The 19,526-nt window shown below is 69.7% G+C and carries 19 protein-coding genes; 7 read left to right on the top strand and 12 right to left on the bottom strand.

Going from position 1 to position 19,526, the window contains the following annotated elements:
- Positions 1–88 precede the first annotated feature (88 nt).
- The 3 genes from ESP70_RS12885 (at position 89) to ESP70_RS12875 (ending at position 3,281) form a co-directional block, all read left to right on the top strand.
- On the top strand, positions 89–1,741 hold the full coding sequence (locus ESP70_RS12885; RefSeq protein ID WP_149689643.1) for a protein kinase domain-containing protein: 1,653 nt from the start codon (positions 89–91) through the stop codon (positions 1,739–1,741).
- 70 nt (positions 1,742–1,811) lie between these two features.
- Positions 1,812–2,198 (top strand): thioredoxin family protein, encoded by a 387-nt coding sequence (locus tag ESP70_RS12880; protein WP_149689642.1) that lies wholly within the window; start codon positions 1,812–1,814, stop codon positions 2,196–2,198.
- A gap of 45 nt (positions 2,199–2,243) precedes the next feature.
- Complete coding sequence (locus ESP70_RS12875; protein WP_149689641.1) at positions 2,244–3,281, top strand: isopenicillin N synthase family dioxygenase; 1,038 nt, start codon at positions 2,244–2,246, stop codon at positions 3,279–3,281.
- Here the strand turns inward: ESP70_RS12875 and ESP70_RS12870 are convergent.
- The 5 genes from ESP70_RS12870 to ESP70_RS12850 are packed head-to-tail and all read right to left on the bottom strand — an operon-like array spanning position 3,278 to position 7,282.
- Positions 3,278–4,066, bottom strand: coding sequence for an MBL fold metallo-hydrolase (locus tag ESP70_RS12870; protein WP_149689640.1), 789 nt, complete (start codon positions 4,064–4,066; stop codon positions 3,278–3,280). The genes ESP70_RS12875 and ESP70_RS12870 overlap by 4 nt on opposite strands.
- 47 nt (positions 4,067–4,113) lie before the next feature.
- Positions 4,114–4,932 (bottom strand): dioxygenase family protein, encoded by an 819-nt coding sequence (locus ESP70_RS12865; protein WP_149689639.1) that lies wholly within the window; start codon positions 4,930–4,932, stop codon positions 4,114–4,116.
- Positions 4,933–4,971: 39 nt separating this feature from the next.
- Complete coding sequence (locus ESP70_RS12860; RefSeq protein ID WP_149689638.1) at positions 4,972–5,484, bottom strand: hypothetical protein; 513 nt, start codon at positions 5,482–5,484, stop codon at positions 4,972–4,974.
- Between the two features lie 29 nt (positions 5,485–5,513).
- Complete coding sequence (bluB, locus tag ESP70_RS12855; RefSeq protein ID WP_149689637.1) at positions 5,514–6,158, bottom strand: 5,6-dimethylbenzimidazole synthase; 645 nt, start codon at positions 6,156–6,158, stop codon at positions 5,514–5,516.
- Positions 6,155–7,282: a serine hydrolase domain-containing protein gene (locus ESP70_RS12850; protein ID WP_149689636.1), complete on the bottom strand. Its 1,128-nt coding sequence runs from the start codon at positions 7,280–7,282 to the stop codon at positions 6,155–6,157. The genes bluB and ESP70_RS12850 overlap by 4 nt, the downstream gene beginning before the upstream one ends.
- A 170-nt stretch (positions 7,283–7,452) precedes the next feature.
- Here ESP70_RS12850 and ESP70_RS12845 point away from each other — a divergent pair, with 170 nt between their 5' ends.
- Together ESP70_RS12845 and ESP70_RS12840 are read left to right on the top strand one after the other, a co-directional pair.
- The gene (locus ESP70_RS12845; RefSeq protein WP_246162016.1) at positions 7,453–8,733 is read left to right on the top strand and encodes a phytase; all 1,281 of its coding nucleotides are present in this window, start codon (positions 7,453–7,455) and stop codon (positions 8,731–8,733) included.
- A gap of 107 nt (positions 8,734–8,840) precedes the next feature.
- On the top strand, positions 8,841–11,432 hold the full coding sequence (locus ESP70_RS12840) for a DEAD/DEAH box helicase (protein ID WP_149689634.1): 2,592 nt from the start codon (positions 8,841–8,843) through the stop codon (positions 11,430–11,432).
- 11 nt (positions 11,433–11,443) lie between these two features.
- Here ESP70_RS12840 and ESP70_RS12835 read toward each other — a convergent pair whose 3' ends face one another.
- The 4 genes from ESP70_RS12835 to ESP70_RS12820 form a co-directional block, all read right to left on the bottom strand.
- The gene (locus ESP70_RS12835; protein ID WP_149689633.1) at positions 11,444–11,779 is read right to left on the bottom strand and encodes a WYL domain-containing protein; all 336 of its coding nucleotides are present in this window, start codon (positions 11,777–11,779) and stop codon (positions 11,444–11,446) included.
- A 3-nt stretch (positions 11,780–11,782) separates the two neighbouring features.
- Positions 11,783–13,039, bottom strand: coding sequence for a histidine-type phosphatase (locus ESP70_RS12830; RefSeq protein WP_149689632.1), 1,257 nt, complete (start codon positions 13,037–13,039; stop codon positions 11,783–11,785).
- Between the two features lie 81 nt (positions 13,040–13,120).
- Entirely contained in the window at positions 13,121–14,629 is a 1,509-nt protein-coding gene (locus tag ESP70_RS12825; protein WP_188110613.1) for a serine/threonine-protein kinase, read from the bottom strand.
- A 68-nt stretch (positions 14,630–14,697) separates the two neighbouring features.
- A complete protein-coding gene (locus ESP70_RS12820) occupies positions 14,698–15,669 on the bottom strand; it encodes an FHA domain-containing protein (RefSeq protein WP_188110612.1) in 972 nt (323 codons plus the stop codon).
- Between the two features lie 70 nt (positions 15,670–15,739).
- On the opposite strand from ESP70_RS12820, the gene ESP70_RS12815 reads away from it, so the two are divergent.
- Positions 15,740–16,483 (top strand): hypothetical protein, encoded by a 744-nt coding sequence (locus ESP70_RS12815; protein WP_188110611.1) that lies wholly within the window; start codon positions 15,740–15,742, stop codon positions 16,481–16,483.
- Here ESP70_RS12815 and ESP70_RS12810 read toward each other — a convergent pair.
- The 3 genes from ESP70_RS12810 to ESP70_RS12800 all read right to left on the bottom strand — a co-directional run bounded on the left by ESP70_RS12810 (position 16,480) and on the right by ESP70_RS12800 (position 18,583).
- Positions 16,480–17,223, bottom strand: a complete 744-nt coding sequence (locus tag ESP70_RS12810; RefSeq protein WP_149689628.1) for a protein NO VEIN domain-containing protein — start codon at positions 17,221–17,223, stop codon at positions 16,480–16,482. The genes ESP70_RS12815 and ESP70_RS12810 overlap by 4 nt on opposite strands.
- Before the next feature lie 100 nt (positions 17,224–17,323).
- The gene (locus ESP70_RS12805) at positions 17,324–17,977 is read right to left on the bottom strand and encodes a hypothetical protein (protein ID WP_149689627.1); all 654 of its coding nucleotides are present in this window, start codon (positions 17,975–17,977) and stop codon (positions 17,324–17,326) included.
- Positions 17,978–18,004: 27 nt separating this feature from the next.
- Complete coding sequence (locus tag ESP70_RS12800) at positions 18,005–18,583, bottom strand: RNA polymerase sigma factor (RefSeq protein WP_149689626.1); 579 nt, start codon at positions 18,581–18,583, stop codon at positions 18,005–18,007.
- A gap of 37 nt (positions 18,584–18,620) precedes the next feature.
- On the opposite strand from ESP70_RS12800, the gene ESP70_RS12795 reads away from it, so the two are divergent.
- Entirely contained in the window at positions 18,621–19,526 is a 906-nt protein-coding gene (locus ESP70_RS12795) for a serine/threonine-protein kinase (protein WP_223148709.1), read from the top strand.

The raw sequence follows: 19,526 nt of genomic DNA, 5'->3' as shown, positions 1-19,526 counted from the left end.
TCGATCATGCCCGCCCTGACCCGACTGCGACAGCCCGTCCGGGAATCCTCGAGATGTAGCGCGTGGGATACGCCTCTAATCTGGACAGATGCCACCCCTGCTCGGCGGTCGATACCGCCTCGACAAGCTCATCGGCGGTGGAGGCATGGGCGAGGTCTGGCAAGGCCACGACGAGGTCCTCGACCGCTCCGTGGCCATCAAGATCATCCGCCCGCACCTCGCGGACGACGAGAGCGTGCGTGCGCGCCTGCGCGTCGAGGCGCAGCTGGCCGGCAAGCTGCACCATCCGGGCATCGTCAACGTGTTCGACTACGGGGAGGACGAGGAGGACGGCAAGCCTGTGCCGTTCCTGGTGATGCCGCTGATCGACGGCGCCCCCCTGTCGGCGTTGCTGGCCGAGCGCGGCGAGCTCTCCACGGGCGAGACGATGGCGATCGTGTCCGGCATCGCGTCCGCCCTGGAGGTGGCTCACGAGGCCGGAATCGTGCACCGCGACCTCAAGCCCGGCAACATCCTGGTGACGCCTGATGGCCGGGTCATGCTCGTGGACTTCGGCATTGCGCACGCCGCCGGGGGCGAGCCGCTGACCCAGTCGGGCGCACTGGTCGGCACTGCGGACTACCTGAGCCCTGAGCAGGCCGCCGGGCGTACGGCGACTCCGGCCTCGGACCTCTACTCCCTCGGCGTCGTGGCCTATGCCTGCCTCACGGGCAGCCTGCCGTTCCACCGCGACAGCGACATCGCGACGGCGCTCGCCCACCTCCAGGACGAGGTCCCCGACCTGCCGGAGACGGTTCCCGCGGACGCCGCGACACTCGTGGACGCGTTGCTGGCCAAGGAACCCAGCACACGTCCACCCTCAGCGACCGCGGTGGCCGTGGCGGCGGCGGCCCTGGCCACGTCGATCCCCGCACCTCCGGGCCACGCGCCCCAGATGAGTGGGGAGCCGACCATGCCCGACGCGGCTGCCCGTCCCGATGACACCCTGCCGGGCATCGTCGAGCGACCCGTGAGCGTCGGCGCGCCGGGCGACAATCCCGAGACGCTCGTGACGGCGCCGACCGGCGGGAGTGAAGTGGCGGCCGAGCACGCACGGCGGCGGCCTCGCCGCATGGTGCTGCTCGGCTCGGCGCTCGTCGTGCTGATCGCCGCGGCTCTCGGTTGGATGCTGCTCGCTGGCGGTGGCACCGTGACGGTGCCCGATGTCGACGGCACGTCACAGGGCGCTGCCACAGCGACGCTCGAGAAGGCCGGGCTCGACGTCGACATCCGCAACGTGAACGTCGCCGGCGCCAAGGCCGGCGAGGTCGTACGCCAGACGCCGACAGCGGGCACCGACGTCGACAAGGGCACGACTGTCACCCTGTCGGTCGCCACCGGACGCGTTCGCATCCCCGTCGCCGCTCTGGTCGGATCAACGTACGACGAGGCCGTGGCGATCCTCGACAAGCTGGGCCTCAGCGCCGATGCCTCGTTCGCCACCGACGACGCGGCTGCCGGAACCGTGATCGCGGTCGATCCGAGCAGCACCGCCAAGATCGGCTCGACCGTGACGCTGACGGTCTCGAACGGATTCGGGTCGCCGGACCCGTCCGACAAGAAGGACGACAAGAAGGATCCCAAGAGCGACAAGCCCGCAGGCAAGGACAAGAAGGGGACAACCGGCCCGACCAAGCCGACACCCACCCCGGCACCCGCGACGTCGACGACGCCCACGGAGGAGCCGACCACCGCTCCCTGATCGGCCGGGAATGCCCACCACACTCGTACCGTTGAACACTGCGTACGGAGTTTTCCTATGAGAGGCAGTCATGAGCACCGTCACCTTGACCAAGGACACGATCGACGACGTCATCGGCGCTGAGGGCATCACCCTCGTCGACTGGTGGGCCGAGTGGTGCGGACCGTGCAAGCAGTTCGGCCCGGTCTTCGAGGCCGCGAGCGAGCAGCACACCGACGTCGTCTTCGGCAAGATCGACACCGAGGACCAGCGCGAGCTCGCCGCAGCCGCCCAGATCACGTCGATCCCGACGCTGATGGCCTTCCGCGACGGCGTCCTGGTCTTCTCGCAGCCCGGAGCGCTTCCGGCCGCCGGTCTCGAGCAGATCATCACCGCGGTCAAGGACCTCGACATGGACGACGTACGTCGTCAGATCGCCGCCCAGGAAGCCGAAGCACCCGAGGCGCGCCAGGCGTGACCGGCTCTTCACGCGGCTGAAACATCGGCTGGCTAATCTCCACGGATGCGATTCAGCGTCCCCACCGTCGACATCGGTCCGTACGTCCGGGGCGGCGCGGTCGCCGATCGCGACCGCGTCGCCGCCGAGATCGATGCGGCGTGCCGCGAGGTCGGCTTCATCCAGGTGATCGGCCACGGCGTGCCGGACGACGTCATCACCGGACTCACCGAGGCCATCGACGCGTTCTTCGACCTGCCGGTCGCAGAGAAGTTGTCGTACGTACGGCCGGCGTGGGAGAACCGCGGCTACTCGGCGCCACGCTCGGAGTCACTCTCACTGAGCGCCGGCGTCGAGTCGGCGACGCGGATGAACGACTTCTTCGAGGCGTTCAACGTCGGCAGCACCGTCAGCGACCATCCCGGTGTGTCGATGCCCGAGCACTACGCGCCCAACACCTGGCCGGCGCTCAGCGGGTTCGAAGGTCGTGTCACGGCATACGCCGACCAGGCGCAGCGCGTCGCCGGGACCATGGTCGAGATCTTCACCGATGCCCTGGGTCTGCCTCGGGGGTTCTTCGACGCGATGACGGACGCTTCAATCGAGGTCCTGCGCATGAACAACTACGCGCTCCCCGCCGGCACCGAGATCGCCCTCGACGCCGACCTCACCGGGATGGGCGAGCACACCGACTTCGGCATCGTCACGGTGCTGTGGGCCGACCAGGCACCAGGGCTCCAGGTGCTCGGCGCCGACGGCGTGTGGCACGACGTCGCACCTGCCGACGGCGCACTGCTCATCAACCTCGGCGACCTGATGGCGCGCTGGACCAACGAGCGGTGGATGTCGACGCTGCACCGGGTGAAGCCGCCCATCGTCGACGGCACGATCCGGCGCCGGCGGTCAGCCGCGTTCTTCCACGACGGCAACGCGGAGGCCGTCGTGACCACGCTGCCCGCATGCGTCGACGCCGACCACCCCAACCTCTATGCGCCGGTGACCATCGCCGAGCACATCGCCGCGAAGCTCGCCGGCTCGCGCGTCGGCGTCATCAACGTCGCCGCCGAGCGCGAGAGCGCCCGGGTCATGCAGTCGCAGCGCTAGGCGGTGACCGTCGTCGCCCCGCCCGGATCGACCCACGTGACCCGGTCGGCGTACGGCGACGCGGCGAGCACCCTCTCGGCGTCGTCGCGACCCTGCTGGAAGTGCGACCAGCCCTCGTAGTGCACGGGTACGACCGAGGTCGGCTTGACCAGGTCGAGCAGCTCGGCACCCTGCCGGGCGTCCATCGTGTAGCGGAACCACCCGGTGAGGTAGCGGAAGCGCACCGCGCCGAGATGCATCAGCACCGTGCCGATGTCGAGCCGCGAGGCGACGTCGCGCAGCCCGCCGTGGAGCACCGTGTCACCCGTCATCCAGAACGCGCCGTGCTGCTGTCCCGCCCAGGCGAGCGCGAAACCGATGACCGGGCCGGTGATCGGGTTGAGGCCGACCGGACCGTGCTGGCACGGCGTCGCGGTGACGGTGATCGTCTCCTTGCCCGGCGCCTCGAGCGTCCAGGTGTCCCATGGAGCGAGGCCGATCGCTCCTCCGCCGAGCTTCTTCGCGGCCTTCGTGGTCGTCAGCGCGGTGCCGAGCTGCGGCAGCATCGAGACGCCGGTGGGATCGAGGTTGTCGGCGTGATGGTGGTGGCTGATGAGGACGGCATCGATCGGGCCGAGCTCGTCGGGTGTGACCGAGGGGCCGACGAGCTTGCTGGACATCGTGCCCCAGCCGAAGAAGTAGCGCCGGCCGGGCGGATCGAATGTCGGATCGGTGAGGATGCGCCATCCACCGAACTCGATCAACGCGGTGGGACCGCCGATGTGGGTGATGGTGACAGCTGTCATGACGGCTCCTTCGGGGTGCCGAACAGCATACGAGCCGACGGCCGTCGTCAGGCGGAGATGAACGACCTCATGCCGACTGCGCCCATGTCGATCGCTTCGTTGAAGAACTCGATGTCCTCGCCGTCCTCGAGCAGGCTCAGGGCTGCGACCATCGGGCGGTAGTGGTCGTCCGTCGGCACCGCGATGCGGGCCTCCGACCACGTCGCGTAGGGGTTGACGAGCTTGCCGACCTCGCGGTCACGCAGTGCCGCCGCCGTGTCGGCGTCGAACTGCTCGGCCCAGTCCCACGCCGTGCCACCGTCCCACTTGACCCGGCCGAGCGCGTGCACGATGTTGCCGCTGCCGATGAACACGACGCCGCGGCGGCGCATCGCGCGGAGCCGGCCGTAGAGCTGGTAGAGCTCGGGCAGCGGCATCGCGTAGTCGATGCTGATCTGCAGGATCGGCACCTCGGGGGCGGGCGCCAGGTGCTTGAGCACGCTCCACGTCCCGTGATCGAGGCCCCACTGCTTGTCGAGCTCGGCCTCGTAGTCGACGAGCTGCTTGGCCAGAAGCCTCGCGACATCGGTGTCGCCGACGGAGTCGTACTGGACACGGTAGAGCTCGTCGGGGAACCCGCCGAAGTCGTAGATGATCTTGTTCTTGGGCGCGTCCGTGATGTGGGTCTGGCCGGGGGTGAGCCAGTGGGCGCTGATCACGACGATGGCCTGCGCCTCGGGCAGCCCACGGCCGACCTCGGTCCACTTCTGGGTGAACGAGTTGTCGGAGATGGCGTACATCGGGTTGCCGTGGCCCACGAAGAGCACAGGCATCAACGGGCTGGGCCGCAGCCGGTTGTCCAGGTCGGTGATCGAGTACGTCGCCATCGTGCCATTCCTCTAGTAGTTGATGCTTCAACTATAGCATCACCACTGCGACCCCGGCTCCTGCTTGAAGCGATCGGGCATCTGGTCAGCCCACGCGTCGGGCTCCTGGGTGGCCGAGCGCCTCGTCAGGTCGATGCGCGCCTGCTTGACCGCGGCTTCGGCGTCCCAGAAGGCGCAGGCGAACAGCGAGTGGTCGATCAATCGCTTGCGGCTCAGGTGACTGAGCAATCGCGAGACGAGGCTGATCTGCGTACGCGTCTCGCCGAGGCTGTCGGGCAACCACGGCTCCTGGAGGAAACCCGGCAGCACGCAGACCAGCTCGTTGGGACCGAACAGGTGCCAGAAGGCTCCGCACTCGTGGAACTCGCGCTCGGCTGACAACACCGTGCCCGGGTCCGTGCCGAGCCACTCCCCCATCTCGGCGGTGTCGAGGAACTGCGTGAGGCGGTCGCGCACCCGGACATAGCGGCGCACGGTTGGCTCCGCCAGACCGGACGCCTCACCGGCGAAGAAGTCGTCGATCAGCGGCCAACCGGGTTCGTCTGGATCCATGCCTCGACTCAAGCACCGAGGTCTGACAGTCAGCCGGGCCAGACGTTGTTGGCCAACAGCTCGCCCAGCGGGCGTACGGACGTCCAGCTCTCCTGCTCGAGCATCGGCCGCGAGTAGAACTCCGTGACCGGGCCGAGGCACAGGATCGCGACGGGCTCGGCACCGGCGGGCGCGCCGATCAGGGTCGCGACCTCGGCGGGCACGAACAGCGACACCCAACCCATGCCCAGGCCCTCGGCGCGCGCGGCGAGCCACAGGTTCTGGATCGCGCAGGACACCGAAGCCAGGTCCATGTGCGGCATCGTGCGGCGCCCGAACACGTGGCGTTCGCGGTCGTCGCCCAACGCCACGACCAGCACCTCGGCGCAGTCGAGGATGCCCTGCACCTTGAGCCGCATGAACTCGTCCGCGCGCTCGCCCATCGCCTCGGCCGTGTTGCGGCGCTCGACCTCGACGTGGTCGTGGAGTGCCTGGCGCAGCGCAGAATCCGTGACCCGCACGATGCGCCACGGCTGCATCAGACCGACGCTCGGCGCCTGGTGCGCGGCGGCGAGCATACGCGCGAGCACCTCCTCGTCGACCGTGCCGCCGGCGAAGTGCCGCATGTCGCGGCGCTCGGCGATGACGCGATAGACCGCCTCGCGGTCCTCCTTGTCGTACGCGTGCTCGGTCACTCGACTCCCTGCAGGACTCCGCGGGTGAACCCCTCGAATGTCAGGTCGTCCGGGCTCGCCGGCCGGCCACCCAGACGTACGGCGACGACACCCTCGGAGGGCACGACCGCGACGTACTGGTCACCGTATCCGTACGCCCAGAACGCGTCGTCGGGCACATCCGGCGCGAGCTGCCCGTCATAGGGCGGCTTGTCGCTCGCGTAGCCGGCCTGCCGGAGCACCTCGACGATGCGGCCCTTGCCGTTGACCCACCACAGCAGTCCGTACGCCGCGTTGAGCTGTGACGAAGGGCTGGTCGCCTGGCGGACGTAGTCGGCCGAGACGAGCTGCTGGCCCGACCAGGTGCCGCGGTTGAGCATGAGGTGGCCGACCCGGGCCAGGTCGAGGCAGGTCGACTCGACGCCCGAGAACGTCAGCGCGTTGCCGGACTGGTCGCGGGCCCAGACGGTGTCGCGCATGCCGAGCGGATCGAGCAGCCGGTCCTGCGCGATGTCGGCGACGTCATCGGTCTCGTCGACGTCGTCGAGCACCGACTCGAGCGCCTGGACGGCGGAGTTGTCGTACACCCACCTGGTGCCGGGCTGGTGGTCCTGCGGGAGCTTGACGGAGTACGTCGTCTTGTCCGCCTCGGCACGGATCATCTGGCCGTCGGTGGCTTCGTCCCAATGGCGCCCGGATGTCATCGAGAGCAGGTCCTGCACCGTGACCTCGGCCGCGGGGCCGACGCGCCACTCGTCGACCTGCTCCGATGCGGTGCCGTCGAGCGTCAGAGTGCCCTCATCAACCGCCATGCCGACCAGCAGCGATGTCAGGGACTTGGTGATCGAGTAGACCCGGTGCCGGCCCTGCTCACTGCCGCCGTTCCAGTACGCGTCGTGGACCAGCTCGCCGTCCTTGATCACCGCGACACACGTGGAGCCCGTACGTTCGAGCGTCGCGTCGAGGGCCGACCAGTCGCCGCTCGGGTTGCGCTTCCAGGTCTTGCCCGGAAACTCCGCGGGCGGCGGGGTGACCGTCGGCAGCGTGGCCGAGATCGCCGGGTCCGGATCGTCCTCCGGGAGCTCGCCCGTGCACGCAGCCACGAGCAGCACCGCCCCCATCGCCAGCACTCGCCTCGTCAGCACTCCCTCAGAATCCCAGATCACTCTCGAGGTCTCGATACGGCTCGGCCGCAGGCGGCCTCCCCTACTCGACCGGCGAGTTGCCGCCGGCGAGCCCGATGACCTCACGCTGTTTCCCCGGGGCACACCTTGGGGACACCTTGCCGTCGGGCTCGCTGGTTAGCGTCTCGCGCGTGACCTCACCCGTACGCGCCGTCGCGGCGCTCTCGCTCGTCCTCGTCCCCTCGCTGATCGCCGCTCCCGCCTTCGCGCACCCGCGGCCCACCGATCAGCTCGTCAGCGTCACCGCCACGACCGAGACGCCCGGCGTCTACGACGACGACGCGGGCGGCAACGGCGACGCCGACGACCCCGCGATCTGGGTCAACCGCCACGACAAGGCGCACAGTGTCGTGATCGGCACCGCGAAGAACGCCGGCCTCAAGGTGTACGACCTCAAGGGCAAGCTGCTGCAGAGCATCAAGGCACCCGCGGCGCCGGGGCCCGACGACGAGGCGGGGCGATTCAACAACGTCGACATCGTGCATGGCTTCCGGCTCGGCGGACGCACGGTCGACCTCGCCGTGACGAGCGATCGCGGACGCGACCAGATCCGCTCCTACGTCATCGACCAGCACACCGGTCGCCTCACCGACGTGACGGCCGCGAACGTGCCGCTCGCGTTCTCCGCCGACCAGGCCGCGGTCAACGAGCAGTCGACGGTCTACGGCCTGACCACGTTCAAGGAGCGCGGCACGGCGTACGTCGTGGGCACGCGCCGGCACGCCACGGACGTCGGGCTGTTCAAGCTCTCGACGGTCGGCGGCAAGGTGACATACAAGAAGGTCGACACGCTCGACTTCCCGTCGACGTTCCGGCTGCCCAACGGCACGACCTGGTCGCCGTGCGAGGAGCCCGGTGAGGGTCCGCAGCTCGAAGGGCTCGTGGTCGACGAGGCCGCCGGCACGCTCTACGCCGCGCAGGAGGACATCGGCCTGTGGCAGGTCAAGGTCGGGCACGGCCGGTTCCAGGGCAAGCCGCGCAGCGTCGAGCGTACGAAGGAGTTCGGCGTGCCTGCGACGTACGACGAGCAGAGCGAGGAGTGCGTGCCGTCGGGCGCCGATCCCGGCTACGGCGGCCGGATCGCTGCTGACACCGAAGGACTCACGATCTACAAGACGGGCCGGCGCAGCGGCACTCTGCTCGTGTCGAGCCAGGGCGACAACACCTTCTACTCGTACGACCGGCAGACCCTTCGGCCGCTCAAGCACTTCGCGATCGTCGACGGTCCCGCGGCGGACGGCTCGCAGGACTGCGACGGCGCCGACACGGTCAGCACTCCGCTGCCGGGCTATCCCCACGGGCTGCTCGTCGTGCAGGACGGCGACAACACGCCGGTCGAGCTGGGCGACGACGGCGAGGCGCGGGTCAACACCAACTTCAAGTTCCTCGACGCGAAGATCCTGACCCGCTGAGGTTCGTCCTTTCGACGGGCTCGAGGACCGGTCCTTGAGCCCGTCGACAGGACGTCGAGCGGATGACCCCATGACGGCAAGTTGGAGGGGTGAGCGACAATGGAGGGATGCCCACGTCCACGGATCTGCGCCGCCTTTTGCGCTTCCCCGTGGAGTTCGTGGCGCACGAGGATCCGGCTGAATCACGCTTCGTCTTCCACGCCCCCGACGGCGACCACGAGGCCACGGCCAACGAGTCGATCGGCGCGCTGAGCCAGGGCATTCGCGTCATGTCCGCGGATCCCTCCGTACGCGCGTGGGCGACGCCGGCGATCCTCGCGCTGCGCATCATGGCCCGCGGCGCGCTGGGATCCCCCGACGCCGCGGAGCTCAACCAGCTGCAGAGCGCCGCCGCGTCGATCGGGCCCAACGCCGGCGCCGGACAGGCCACGATCAACGCGTTCCTCAAGGCCCTCGCGGTTGATGCGCCCGCCGCCGCGTCGACGCCGCAGCGTCAGCCCTACGTGTCGCCCCAGGCAAAGCAACCGCGCCAGCGCGAGACGACGTTCTCGTGGTCGCTGATGGTGTCGTTCCTCGAACGGCCGACCGCCGACCAAGCCGCTGTCGTACGCCTGAGGGTGCAGCCGCGCTCGGGGTCGTGGGCCGCCTTCGACGCCGGCGACATGTTCGGCGGCACCGCGTCGCACCCGCTCGCCCAGGACGCCAAGGAGCCGACCGCGGCGATGCTGCGCCGGCTCGAGCCGTGGTGGTCCCCCGCCGAACGGCTGCGCGACCCGCACACCCGGGGTGCAGCGACTGTCAGCCCCGACGAGCTGGCCCGCCTCGGCGACCGCGCGCTCGCGCCGACGCTGATGGCCAACCGCATCGAGATCCGCTGGCCACCTGAGCTCGTCCGCGAGCTGTCGACGTCCGCGGTCGTGCGCCGTGACGAGACGCCGCGATCAGATCGCCCGTCGGCGTTCACGCAGGGCCAGCTGTTCTCGTTCGACTGGCAGGTCGCACTCGGCGACGACGTGCTCTCGGCGGCCGAGCTCGACCAGCTCGCCCGCTCGCAGACGGGCCTGCTGCGCCTGCGCGACCGCTGGGTGTTCGTCGACAAGTCCCGCCTCCAGCGCGTGCTCGAGCGGCGTACGCGCGAGATCTCGCCGCTCGAGGCGCTACGGGCCACGGTCACCGGCGAGCTCGAGATCGACGGCCGGATGACCGAGGTCGACACGGTCGGCTGGCTCGAGGACGTACGCAAGCGACTCGCCGTGCAGGACCGCGACATCGCCCCGGCGGTGCAGCCGGACGGGCTCGAGGGCACGCTGCGCGACTACCAGCTGCAAGGCCTGCGCTGGATGACACAGCTCGTCGACCTGGGGCTCGGCGGCATCCTCGCCGACGACATGGGCCTCGGCAAGACCGTCATGCTGATCGCCCTGCACCTGCAGCGCACCGCGATCTCCTCGTCGCCGACGCTCGTCGTGTGCCCCGCCTCCGTGCTCGGCAACTGGGAGCGCGAGATCAAGCGGTTCGCGCCGGGCGTCAACGTACGCCGCTATCACGGCCCCAAGCGGCGCCTCGACGGCGTCACGGACGGATTCCTCGTCACGACCTACGCCACGATGCGCTCCGACGCGATCGAGCTGTCCGAGCACCAGCCGGGCTGGGGCCTGGTCGTCGCCGACGAGGCGCAGAACATCAAGAACCCGCACGCCCGTACGGCTCAAGCCATCCGCGGCATCCCGGCCAAGGCACGGCTGGCCCTGACCGGTACGCCCGTCGAGAACAACCTCGGCGAGCTCTGGGCGATCCTCGACTGGACCACGCCGGGCCTCCTGGGGACGTACCAGCAGTTCCGCAACACCTGGTCGCGCGCGATCGAGTCGCGCCGCGACTCCGGCAAGGCCACCGGGCTGTCGCAGCTCATCCGGCCGTTCGTACTGCGCCGCCGCAAGTCCGACCCCGGCATCGCGCCCGAGCTGCCACCCAAGATCGAGACCGACCACCGCATCAACCTCACCCGCGAACAGGTGGGGCTCTACGAGGCGGTCGTCCGCAGCACGATGGCGCAGATCGAGAACGCGCAGGGCATCCAGCGCCGCGGCCTCGTGGTCAAGCTGTTGACCCAGCTCAAGCAGATCTGCAACCACCCGGCGCAGTTCCTCCGCGAGCCCGACGGCCGCATCACGGGGCGCTCAGGCAAGCTCGGCGTGTTCGACGAGCTGGTCGAGGAGATCGTCGCCGAGGACGGCGCGACGCTGGTGTTCACGCAGTACGCCCAGATGGGCCGGCTGCTGACGCGGCACCTCGAGGAGAAGAAGATCGGCCACCAGTTCCTGCACGGCGCCACGACCGTACGCGCGCGCGAGAAGATGGTGCACAAGTTCCAGGGCGGCGAGATCCCGGTGTTCGTGCTGTCGCTCAAGGCCGCCGGCGTCGGCCTCAACCTGACCAAGGCCGACCACGTCATCCACTACGACCGCTGGTGGAACCCTGCCGTCGAGGACCAGGCCACCGACCGCGCCCACCGCATCGGGCAGACCAAGAACGTCCAGGTGCACCGCCTGATCAGCGAGGGCACGATCGAGGAGTCGATCGCCGAGCTCATCCGGTCCAAGCGCTCGCTCGCCGACGCAGTGGTCAACGGCGGCGAGGGCGCGCTCACCGAGCTCTCCGACGCCGCGCTGGCCGACCTCGTACGCCTGCGGAAGTAGGCTGCGTCAGCTCACCGGCTGACGGCGAGATGGATCTCGGTGTAGAGCTCGTCGTTCGCGAGGTTGAGCTCGTCGTCGACCTCGAACGTGCTGTCCAGGAGCTTGATGACCCACACCCGCGCCAGGTCGAACGAGCGCCACCCTGGCGCGCTGAGCCCGGACGACGAGAACCCCGAGACCTGGACCGCGTGCAGTGACAGTGCCCCCGTCGAGGCGGTGAACACCACGTGCGGATTGACCACCCTCGGCCCGCGCGACTGCGGCCCGACGACGTACCGGATCTCCAGCTGCCGCCGGTGCTCGATCGCGTACGCGAGCCGCTCGTCGATCACCACCTCGGACGTCATGGTTCAGAGCAGGCAGCGCTTGAGCGCCGAGACGCGGTAGAAGTAGGGGTCGAGGTCCGATGGCGTGCACGAGCTGTTGAGCCGTACGGGCTGCTCGTTGTAGCGCAGTGTGACCAGCACGCCCCCGCTCTTGGGATTGCGATAGGCGACCCACTCGATGTTTCCGGCCATGCGTCCGGCGACATAGCCGCGCCACGAGTTGTTGCCGTACGAGTAGGGGGTGCTCGCGGACGCCTGCTTGGTGCTGCCCGGCAGGCGGGTCAGCGCCGCGAACGGCATCGTTGTCTCGCCATGGGCCAGGCGGAAGACCGCCGCGGTGCTGCCGCCGGCGATGCGCTTGTCGAGCTGGCTGAAGAAGTCCGTCAGGATCGGCCTGGCCTGCTGGTACGAGCTGGTCTCGCCCTTGACGCCGGGCCCGTAGCGGTAGAAGTTCTGCGCGTCCTTGGCGAAGCCCAGGTAGTGCGCGTCCGTCAGCGGCACGTAGCGGCTGAACGTCACGTCGGTGTCGTCGTGCATGCCGGCGGCCAGGGCGTACATGCCGTAGATGTCGAGCGCCTTGCCGACCGGATCGCTGAGGCTGTCGACGTACGACGCGGTGTAGAGCCTGCGCAGCACGTGCCGTGCCGCGGTCCGGACGTCGGAGCGGCGCAGCACGCTGGCGATCGCGGCGTTGCCCTTCGCCGTCGCACCGTTGGTGATGAGCATCCGGTCGTCGGTCGTGCGGTCCTTGAGGTCGAGGCCGGGGATCGCGGCCTTGAGCCCGCCGCGCAGCGCTGTTGCGCTCTGCTGGGTGCGATAGATGCTGGTCGTCCGGAACCGGATGTCGTCACCGTCGGCCGCGGCCTTGGTGAGGAGGTCGTGATAGTTCGCCGCGGTACGCCGGCCGATCCCTGCCCACTCGGCGCGCCCGATCGTGCTGAGGTGCCCGTAGCCGATCGTGGTCTCGGCGGCCTGGAACGCCTTGAGGTCGTCGTCGAACAGCTTGCCGGCGGTCGTCAGCTGACCCTTCTTGGCGGCCGCGTTCCACACCGCGAGCGCGCGCTTCTCGCTGTCGCTGTTGGTCTGGCTGCGTGAGCCGTGCCGGCCGACGTTCTCGATGAAGAACGCCTCGTAGTTGGGCGGCGGCGTCCTGATCTTCGTCGTCGCCGGATCGCCGTAGGGCGTCTGGTTCGAGTACGAGTGCGCGTCGCTGACGATGTCGGCCTGCGCTGGGCCGATGAGGGCGGCCAGCGAGACGAGGACGCTGATGAGCTTGAACATGGTCTCCCCCGGGTGGTGGCGCTGCTCAGTCTAGGCGGCGCGCCGCATCCGTCAGGTGCGTTCGGCGGTGTCGGACGGCGGTCAGAGCGCGAGGGGGTAGGCGACGAAGAGGATCGCCGCCGCGCCCGCGCCGCCGAGGTGCACCATCGCCAGCAGGAGCGACCCGAGCCGCATCCTCAACCGCGACACGCCCCGCAGCACCAGCGCCACCGCTGCGGCGGGCATCAGCACCCACGCGAGATCCCAGCTGGAGCTGAACAGGTCGTCCGGCCACTGCACGCCGACGCCCTTCGCGAGCTGGGCGATCAGTGCGACGTACCAAGGGAACAGGATCGGCAGCGAGCCGCGTGAGGCCGCCCCGGCGGCGACCCTCAGGCCTGACCGCATCGACCGGTCGACGACGCGGCCCGGCTGCGGCTGCCCGACAGCGGGGCCGCCGATCGACGCGAGGAAGGACCTGCGGCGTACGAGGAGGTAGACGCCGGCGATCGCCACGGCGAGCGTCCACCACGCCGTCGCGGTGTTGTCCTGCATCGCGGGCGGCCGGTAGTCCGGCGCCACCAGCTCGGTCACCAGCCAGGCGAGTCCCGGCACGAGCGCCACGATGAACGCGGCCAGCCCGAGCCCCACGGCGTACGCCTTGAGCCTCGTCACGCGCGTGACGAGCGGACCGGCCGGTGTCCTTTCGACAGGCTCACGGACCGGATCGACCCCCTCGCCCCTTGAGCTCGTCGAGAGGGCGTCCAGCGCACCGAGATCCACCGCGGTCAGCGCCGACAGCATCTCGGTCACGCTTTGATAGCGAGCCGAAGGGTCGATCGCCATCGCCCGCGCGACCACCGCGGCCAGCGCCGCCGGCACCTGCGGAGCGCGCGCACGCGGATCGGGTCGCGGATGGTTGCGGTGCGCCAGCAGCTGCGCCGCCATCGTGCCCTCGAACGGCGGCGTGCCGGTCAGGCACTCGTACAGCAGGCACCCGACGGAGTAGATGTCGCTGCGCTCATCAGCCTTGCCGTCGAACTGCTCCGGCGCCATGTAGTGCGGCGTGCCGGCCACCGTAGCCGTCGTGTCGGAGGCGGCGCGGGCGATGCCGAAGTCGACGATCTTGACTCCCCCGCGCTGCGTCACCAGGACGTTCGCGGGCTTGATGTCGAGGTGCAGGATGCCGGCCTGGTGGCAGGCGGCGAGGCCTTCGAGGACGCCGCGGACCACGAGCACCGAGCGCAGGCTGGGACCGCTGGTGGCCAGCAGGTCACGCAGTGAGGTGCCCTCGACAAGCTCCATGACCAGGTGCGGGGTGACCTCACCGTCGCCGTCGGTCATGTGCACGAGGTCGTGCACCGTCACGACGTTGGGGTGCGACACCCGCGCCAGCGTCGCGACCTCGCGGGTGATGCGCCGCATCGCGCGCGGGTCGTCGGCGAGGAAGTGCGAGAACCGCTTGATCGCGACCTCGCGCTGGAGCTGGCTGTCACGGGCACGGAACACGACTCCGTGGTTGCCCGCGCCGATGCGGCCCAACAGCTCGAAGCGCTGCTCGACCGGGACGGTGCTGGGTGGGTTCGGCGACGTGGCGAGAGGATCCGGCATCCAAGATCCTCCTGCTCCAGGTCGACGAGACGCTTCCCATGACGGTACGACGTGCAGGTCCATTGTCCCTAGTGACTGGTCAGACCCTGCAGATGCACGGTTCCCGACGTGTCGGTCACGGCGGTCACGCGTACGCCGGCGAGAGCGATGACCGATCCGGTACGCACGTCAGTCCAGTCGTCGATGCGCTGGCCGTCGACCGTCGTGCCGTTGGTGCTGCCCAGGTCCTTGACCTGCCACTGGGTGCCGTTGCGACGGATCGCAGCGTGGCGGTACGACACCTCGGGCTCCTCGAAGCGCACCGGGCTCTCCGGCAGGCGGCCGAGCACCGTGCCGCCGAGCGGGATCGGGGTCGCCCGGCCGTTCCGCTCCAGGCTCAAGCCCGCCGCGACGTTCATGGTCGGCGCGGTGTCCTCGAGGTCGGGCACGAGCGCGGGGAAGTTCATCGTCGCCTCGGGGTCTGGCCTCTGTGCAGGTGCAGGCGCTGCGACGACGGCCGGCCTCGACACCACCGGCAGGTCATCCGGCACGACCTCCCACCCCACGGGCGTACGCAACGGCGCTGCGGCGGCAGGCTCAGCGCGGCCGCTCCCCCGCGCCGGGGGCACCCAGCCGGACCGCAGGCCGGGGTCGACCTCGACGACGACCGTGACCTCGTCCGGCACCGCCCAGCCGCATCGTTCGGCGTGCGCCAGATAGAGCTTCGCCCCGTCGTCGCCGAGCCGCTCCAGGTCGCCGTCCGGGTCGAGCTTCTCCAGGTCCTCCGGCGCCACGCGTACGGTCAGCTCGGCGAACGCCAGGCGCTCTCCGCTCGGCATCACGACGTGCTGCCCGGTCAGCGCGCGTACGAACCGGCGGCGCAGTACCGCAGCGGAGCCGGTGGGGTACGACACGAGCTTCGCGGCGACCTCACCGGCCGCAGCGCGCTTGGACTCGACGCCGAAGATGCTCTGGGCGATCCGCAGGCCGACCCAGATCACCACGACGAAGAGGACGAGGATCAACAGGTTGGAGGCGAGCGCCGACAGAGTCCCATACATGGCATCATCTTCAGGGTCGCGCGCCACTGAGGTCGAGCCGCGGCGGAACGCATTCCACGAAGGAGCTCCGGTGCTGCACATCGCCTGGTCGGCCGGCGAGCAGCACGCGGGCGAGGCGCAGCTCGCGCCGGGCTCCGCGTTCGTGCTGGCACGGCGGATGAACCTGCCGGAGCAACGCCCGCTCGTCGCCGAGAACATCGACGGGTCGGCGTACGTCTTCGTGCGGCTCCCATATGTCAGCGACCCCGCGCTGGTCATCACCGCGACCGCCGGAGAGCCCGTCGTGCATCGCGGGCAGCGCGCCAACGGTGCGGTCGTCGAGCTCACCGGCCCGACCGGCGAGTCCACGACTCCGGCGCCGGGCCAGAAGATCTCGCTGACCCACAGCGGCACCCGCATCGAGCTGCGCTATCCCGACCTCACCTTCGCCGCCGTCGTCGAGTTCGAGCTGCCCGCGCAGCAGCCCGGCGGCTCGGGCACCGTGCAGCTCGGCGTCGACTCGCTGCAGCACGATGACGCCTGGCTGGTCGCCGCGATCGCCGTGGCGCTGTCACCGGAGCACGGGGTCGTCGCCCACGGCGAGCTCAAGCGGGCGTTCGCCCTGTGGCGCGGCACCGACGAGCACAGCGACGGGGCGTTCGACCGCAACGTGCTGCGCCCGGCGCTGGCGTCCCGCGGCCTCGAGATGCCCGGCCCGCGACTCAACAAGATCGTCTACCTCGTGGAGCGCTGCCGGCGCACGTCGGAATTCCCCACCCGCCTGCTGGAGGACGTACGCGCGAGGCTGCGCGCCGTCGGCATGGACGTCGCCTAAGCGCCGCGCAGGTCCGCCTCGTACGCCAGCGGGACGGCGAACTTGCGGATGTCGCCCGGGTGGTACTCGCGGGCGGTCGGGCTGGTCAACGCATTGGTGACCACCGACAACACCCAGTCGAGGTCGTGTCCGGCGGCCTGCAGCTCGGCCTGGGTGATCAGAACCTTGGGGATCGGCCCCGAGACGCCCTTGACCTCGATGTGGCGTACGCGCGGCCCCTTGGTCGCGGTGATGTCCCACCCGAGGCCGAGGGCGCTGACGTCCTCGACGATCCAGCCGTCGACGGCGTACTGACCACACACGAAGCTCATCGCGATGATCTCGACCGCCCGGCTCTCGGTGACGCCGGAGAAGCGTGCGTTCAGCACGTCTTCGGCGGGCGGCTTGTCGGGGAGGTACGAGATGGGGTTGCGGCCGAGCGACTCCGGGGCGGGCTGGTTGACGTAGGTGTCATAGATCGGGTTGCCCTTGGCGAGCACGCGACCGTAGATGATGCTGCGCATCGAGCGCTTGGGCGCCGCCTCGACGCTCGAGATCTCCAGAGCCTGGCGGACGACGCCGTCATAGCTGAAGATCGCGAAGCGCTCGTCCTGCGCCCCCGGCCCCAGCCGCCAACAGCCACGGTTGGCTTCGTACATCTCGGCGTCGGACATCCCATATCGGTAGCCGACGAACGTCCGGCCGAGGTCGTCGACCATCGGATCCACCGCGCGGTGCTCCCCCAAGCGAATGTGCAGCATCGGGTCAGGATAGGGCCCTCACGGACACCCCGTCACCCCGGGATGCCCGTCATCGCGGGGAAAGATGACCGTCATCACAGGGAAATACGTCGTCAGCCGGTCAGCAACCGTCGCGCATGAGTCCGGGCTGGGCATTCTTGGTGATCTCGACGAAGGTCACCGGATCGCTGTCCTTGAGCTGGTCCACCGACGCGTCGAAGAGGTAGCCGATCCAGCCGCCGTTCTGCAGGTTGTACTCGTAGAGGCCGGACTGGAGGTAGCCCGCCTCGACCGGCTTGCCGTCCTCGATCGCAGCGCGGACCTCGCCGTACGTGCTGCCGACACCGAGCCCGTCCTTCGTGCGCGGCGCCTTGTCCCGGATGCCGATCGAGGAGATCTCGCCGTTGCCGAGCGTTGCCACGTCAATCAGGTCGCCATACGCCTTCTTCCACGTCAGCGGCCGGACGGGGCAGCCGTCGACCGGCGCCGGGGCGTCGGCGTCGAACCGGCCGGTCTCCATCGCCTCCTTCTTGGTCATGCCGACGCGCACGTCCCCGATGCGGCCGGGCGCGATGACCATGTCCTTGAGCGAGGCCGGCGTGGCATTCGTGGGCGGCGTCGCGATGGTCTTGTACGTCGGCTTGTCCGTCGCCTTGTCGTCGTTGGCCGCGGCCGCCGGGGTGTTGGTCGTGAGCGCGTTGGCCAGCACCCCGGCGCCAATGCCGCCTGCGACGCTGACGCCCAGCACGAGGGCGGCGATCTGGTTCTTCATCATGGTGTGGCTCCGATCATGGACGACTGGTCACAGATCAGATGCACGAAGTGCGGAAATAGTTGCCGCCGACGGCTCCAACGTCTGGCGGATGTGGCGGCGGGCGGTGTGGATGCGCGCCTTGACCGTGCCGACCGGAGTCTCGGTGAGCGCGGCGATCTCGTCGTACGGGAGGGCGCCAAGGTCGCGCAGCACGAACGCCTGAACGGCGGCCGGGTGGTCGCGCTCGAGCTGTTCGAGAGCGTCGAGCAGGTCGAGGCGGGTTCCCGCGATGACGCTCGTGGTGCGGGGGTCGGGCGGATCGCTGATCACGTCGGTGGTGGTGTCGGCGAAACGGCGGCGCATCGAGCGATAGGTCATCCGTGCCGCGTTCGTGGCGATCACGGTGACCCAGCCGGCGAACGAGCCGCGGCCGGTGAAGTCGTCGAGGCGCGTGGCGATCGTCATGAGCGCCTCCTGCGTCGCCTCCTCGGCGTCCTGCCGATAGGGCAGGAACTTCGCGCACCGCCGCAGGACCAGCGGGCGTACGGCGGCGAGCAGGTCGTCCATGGCGTACGCCTCGCTGGCGCGTGCCCGCGCGACGAGTTCGTCCCACCCGCTCGTGTCCATGCTCACCGCTTCCTGTGCGTCGTCCATACTTTCGGTGATGAAGCACATCGGACGCTACCGCCTGGATCGCATCCACGGCTCGGGTGCGTTCGCGACAGTGTGGCAGGGGTTCGACACCGAGCTTGAGATCACCGTCGCCGTCAAGGTGCTCGCCGAGAACTGGGCGCACCAGGTGGACGTACGGGAGCGGTTCCTCGACGAGGCCAGGCTGCTGCGGCGACTCAGCAGTGATCGCGTCGTCCGGGTGTACGACGTCGGCACGCACGAGGGCCAGCCGTTCTTCGTCATGGACTTCGCCACCGGCGGCACGCTCGCCGACCGCGTCGACGGATCCCTGGCGCCCGATCGTGCCCTCGACCTCGCCGCCCAGTCGGCCCGGTCGGTCCAGGTGCTGCACGACGCCGGCGTCATCCACCGCGACATCAAGCCCAGCAACCTGCTGGTCGACATCGACCGTGATGGCCATGAACGTGTCGTGGTCGCCGACCTCGGCAGCGCCAAACGGCTCGCCGAGGCCAGCGGCATCACCGTCACGACCGGCACGCCGTCCTACATGGCGCCGGAGCAGGCCCTCGGTCGCGGCATCGACGAGCGCAGCGACATCTATGCGCTCGGCGTCGTCACGTACGTCTTGCTGACCGGCACGCTGCCCTACGACATCAGCGACCCGATCGCGCTCGTCACCCGTAAGGCGTCCGATCGCCCCGGCCGGCTGCCCGCCGAGCACCGCGATGCCCTCAACTCGGTTCTCGCTCGCGCCATGGCGCTCGAGCCCGACGGCCGGCCCCGGAGCGCCGAGGAGCTGGCCGACGCCCTTGACCGCGTTGCCGCTGGTGAGGGTGACGTCGGCGCGGCCTCGGGCTGGCCGACCAAGGTCATCGCGTCGCTTTCGGCGGCATTGTTCGTCGCCTGCGGCGTCGTCACGTGGCTCGTGGTGCGCTGA

This window comes from Aeromicrobium ginsengisoli, assembly GCF_004134905.2.
GTDB lineage: Bacteria > Actinomycetota > Actinomycetes > Propionibacteriales > Nocardioidaceae > Aeromicrobium > Aeromicrobium ginsengisoli.
The sequence above is the reverse complement of the archived record's forward strand: the minus strand, read 5'-3'. Positions and strand labels throughout refer to the sequence as shown.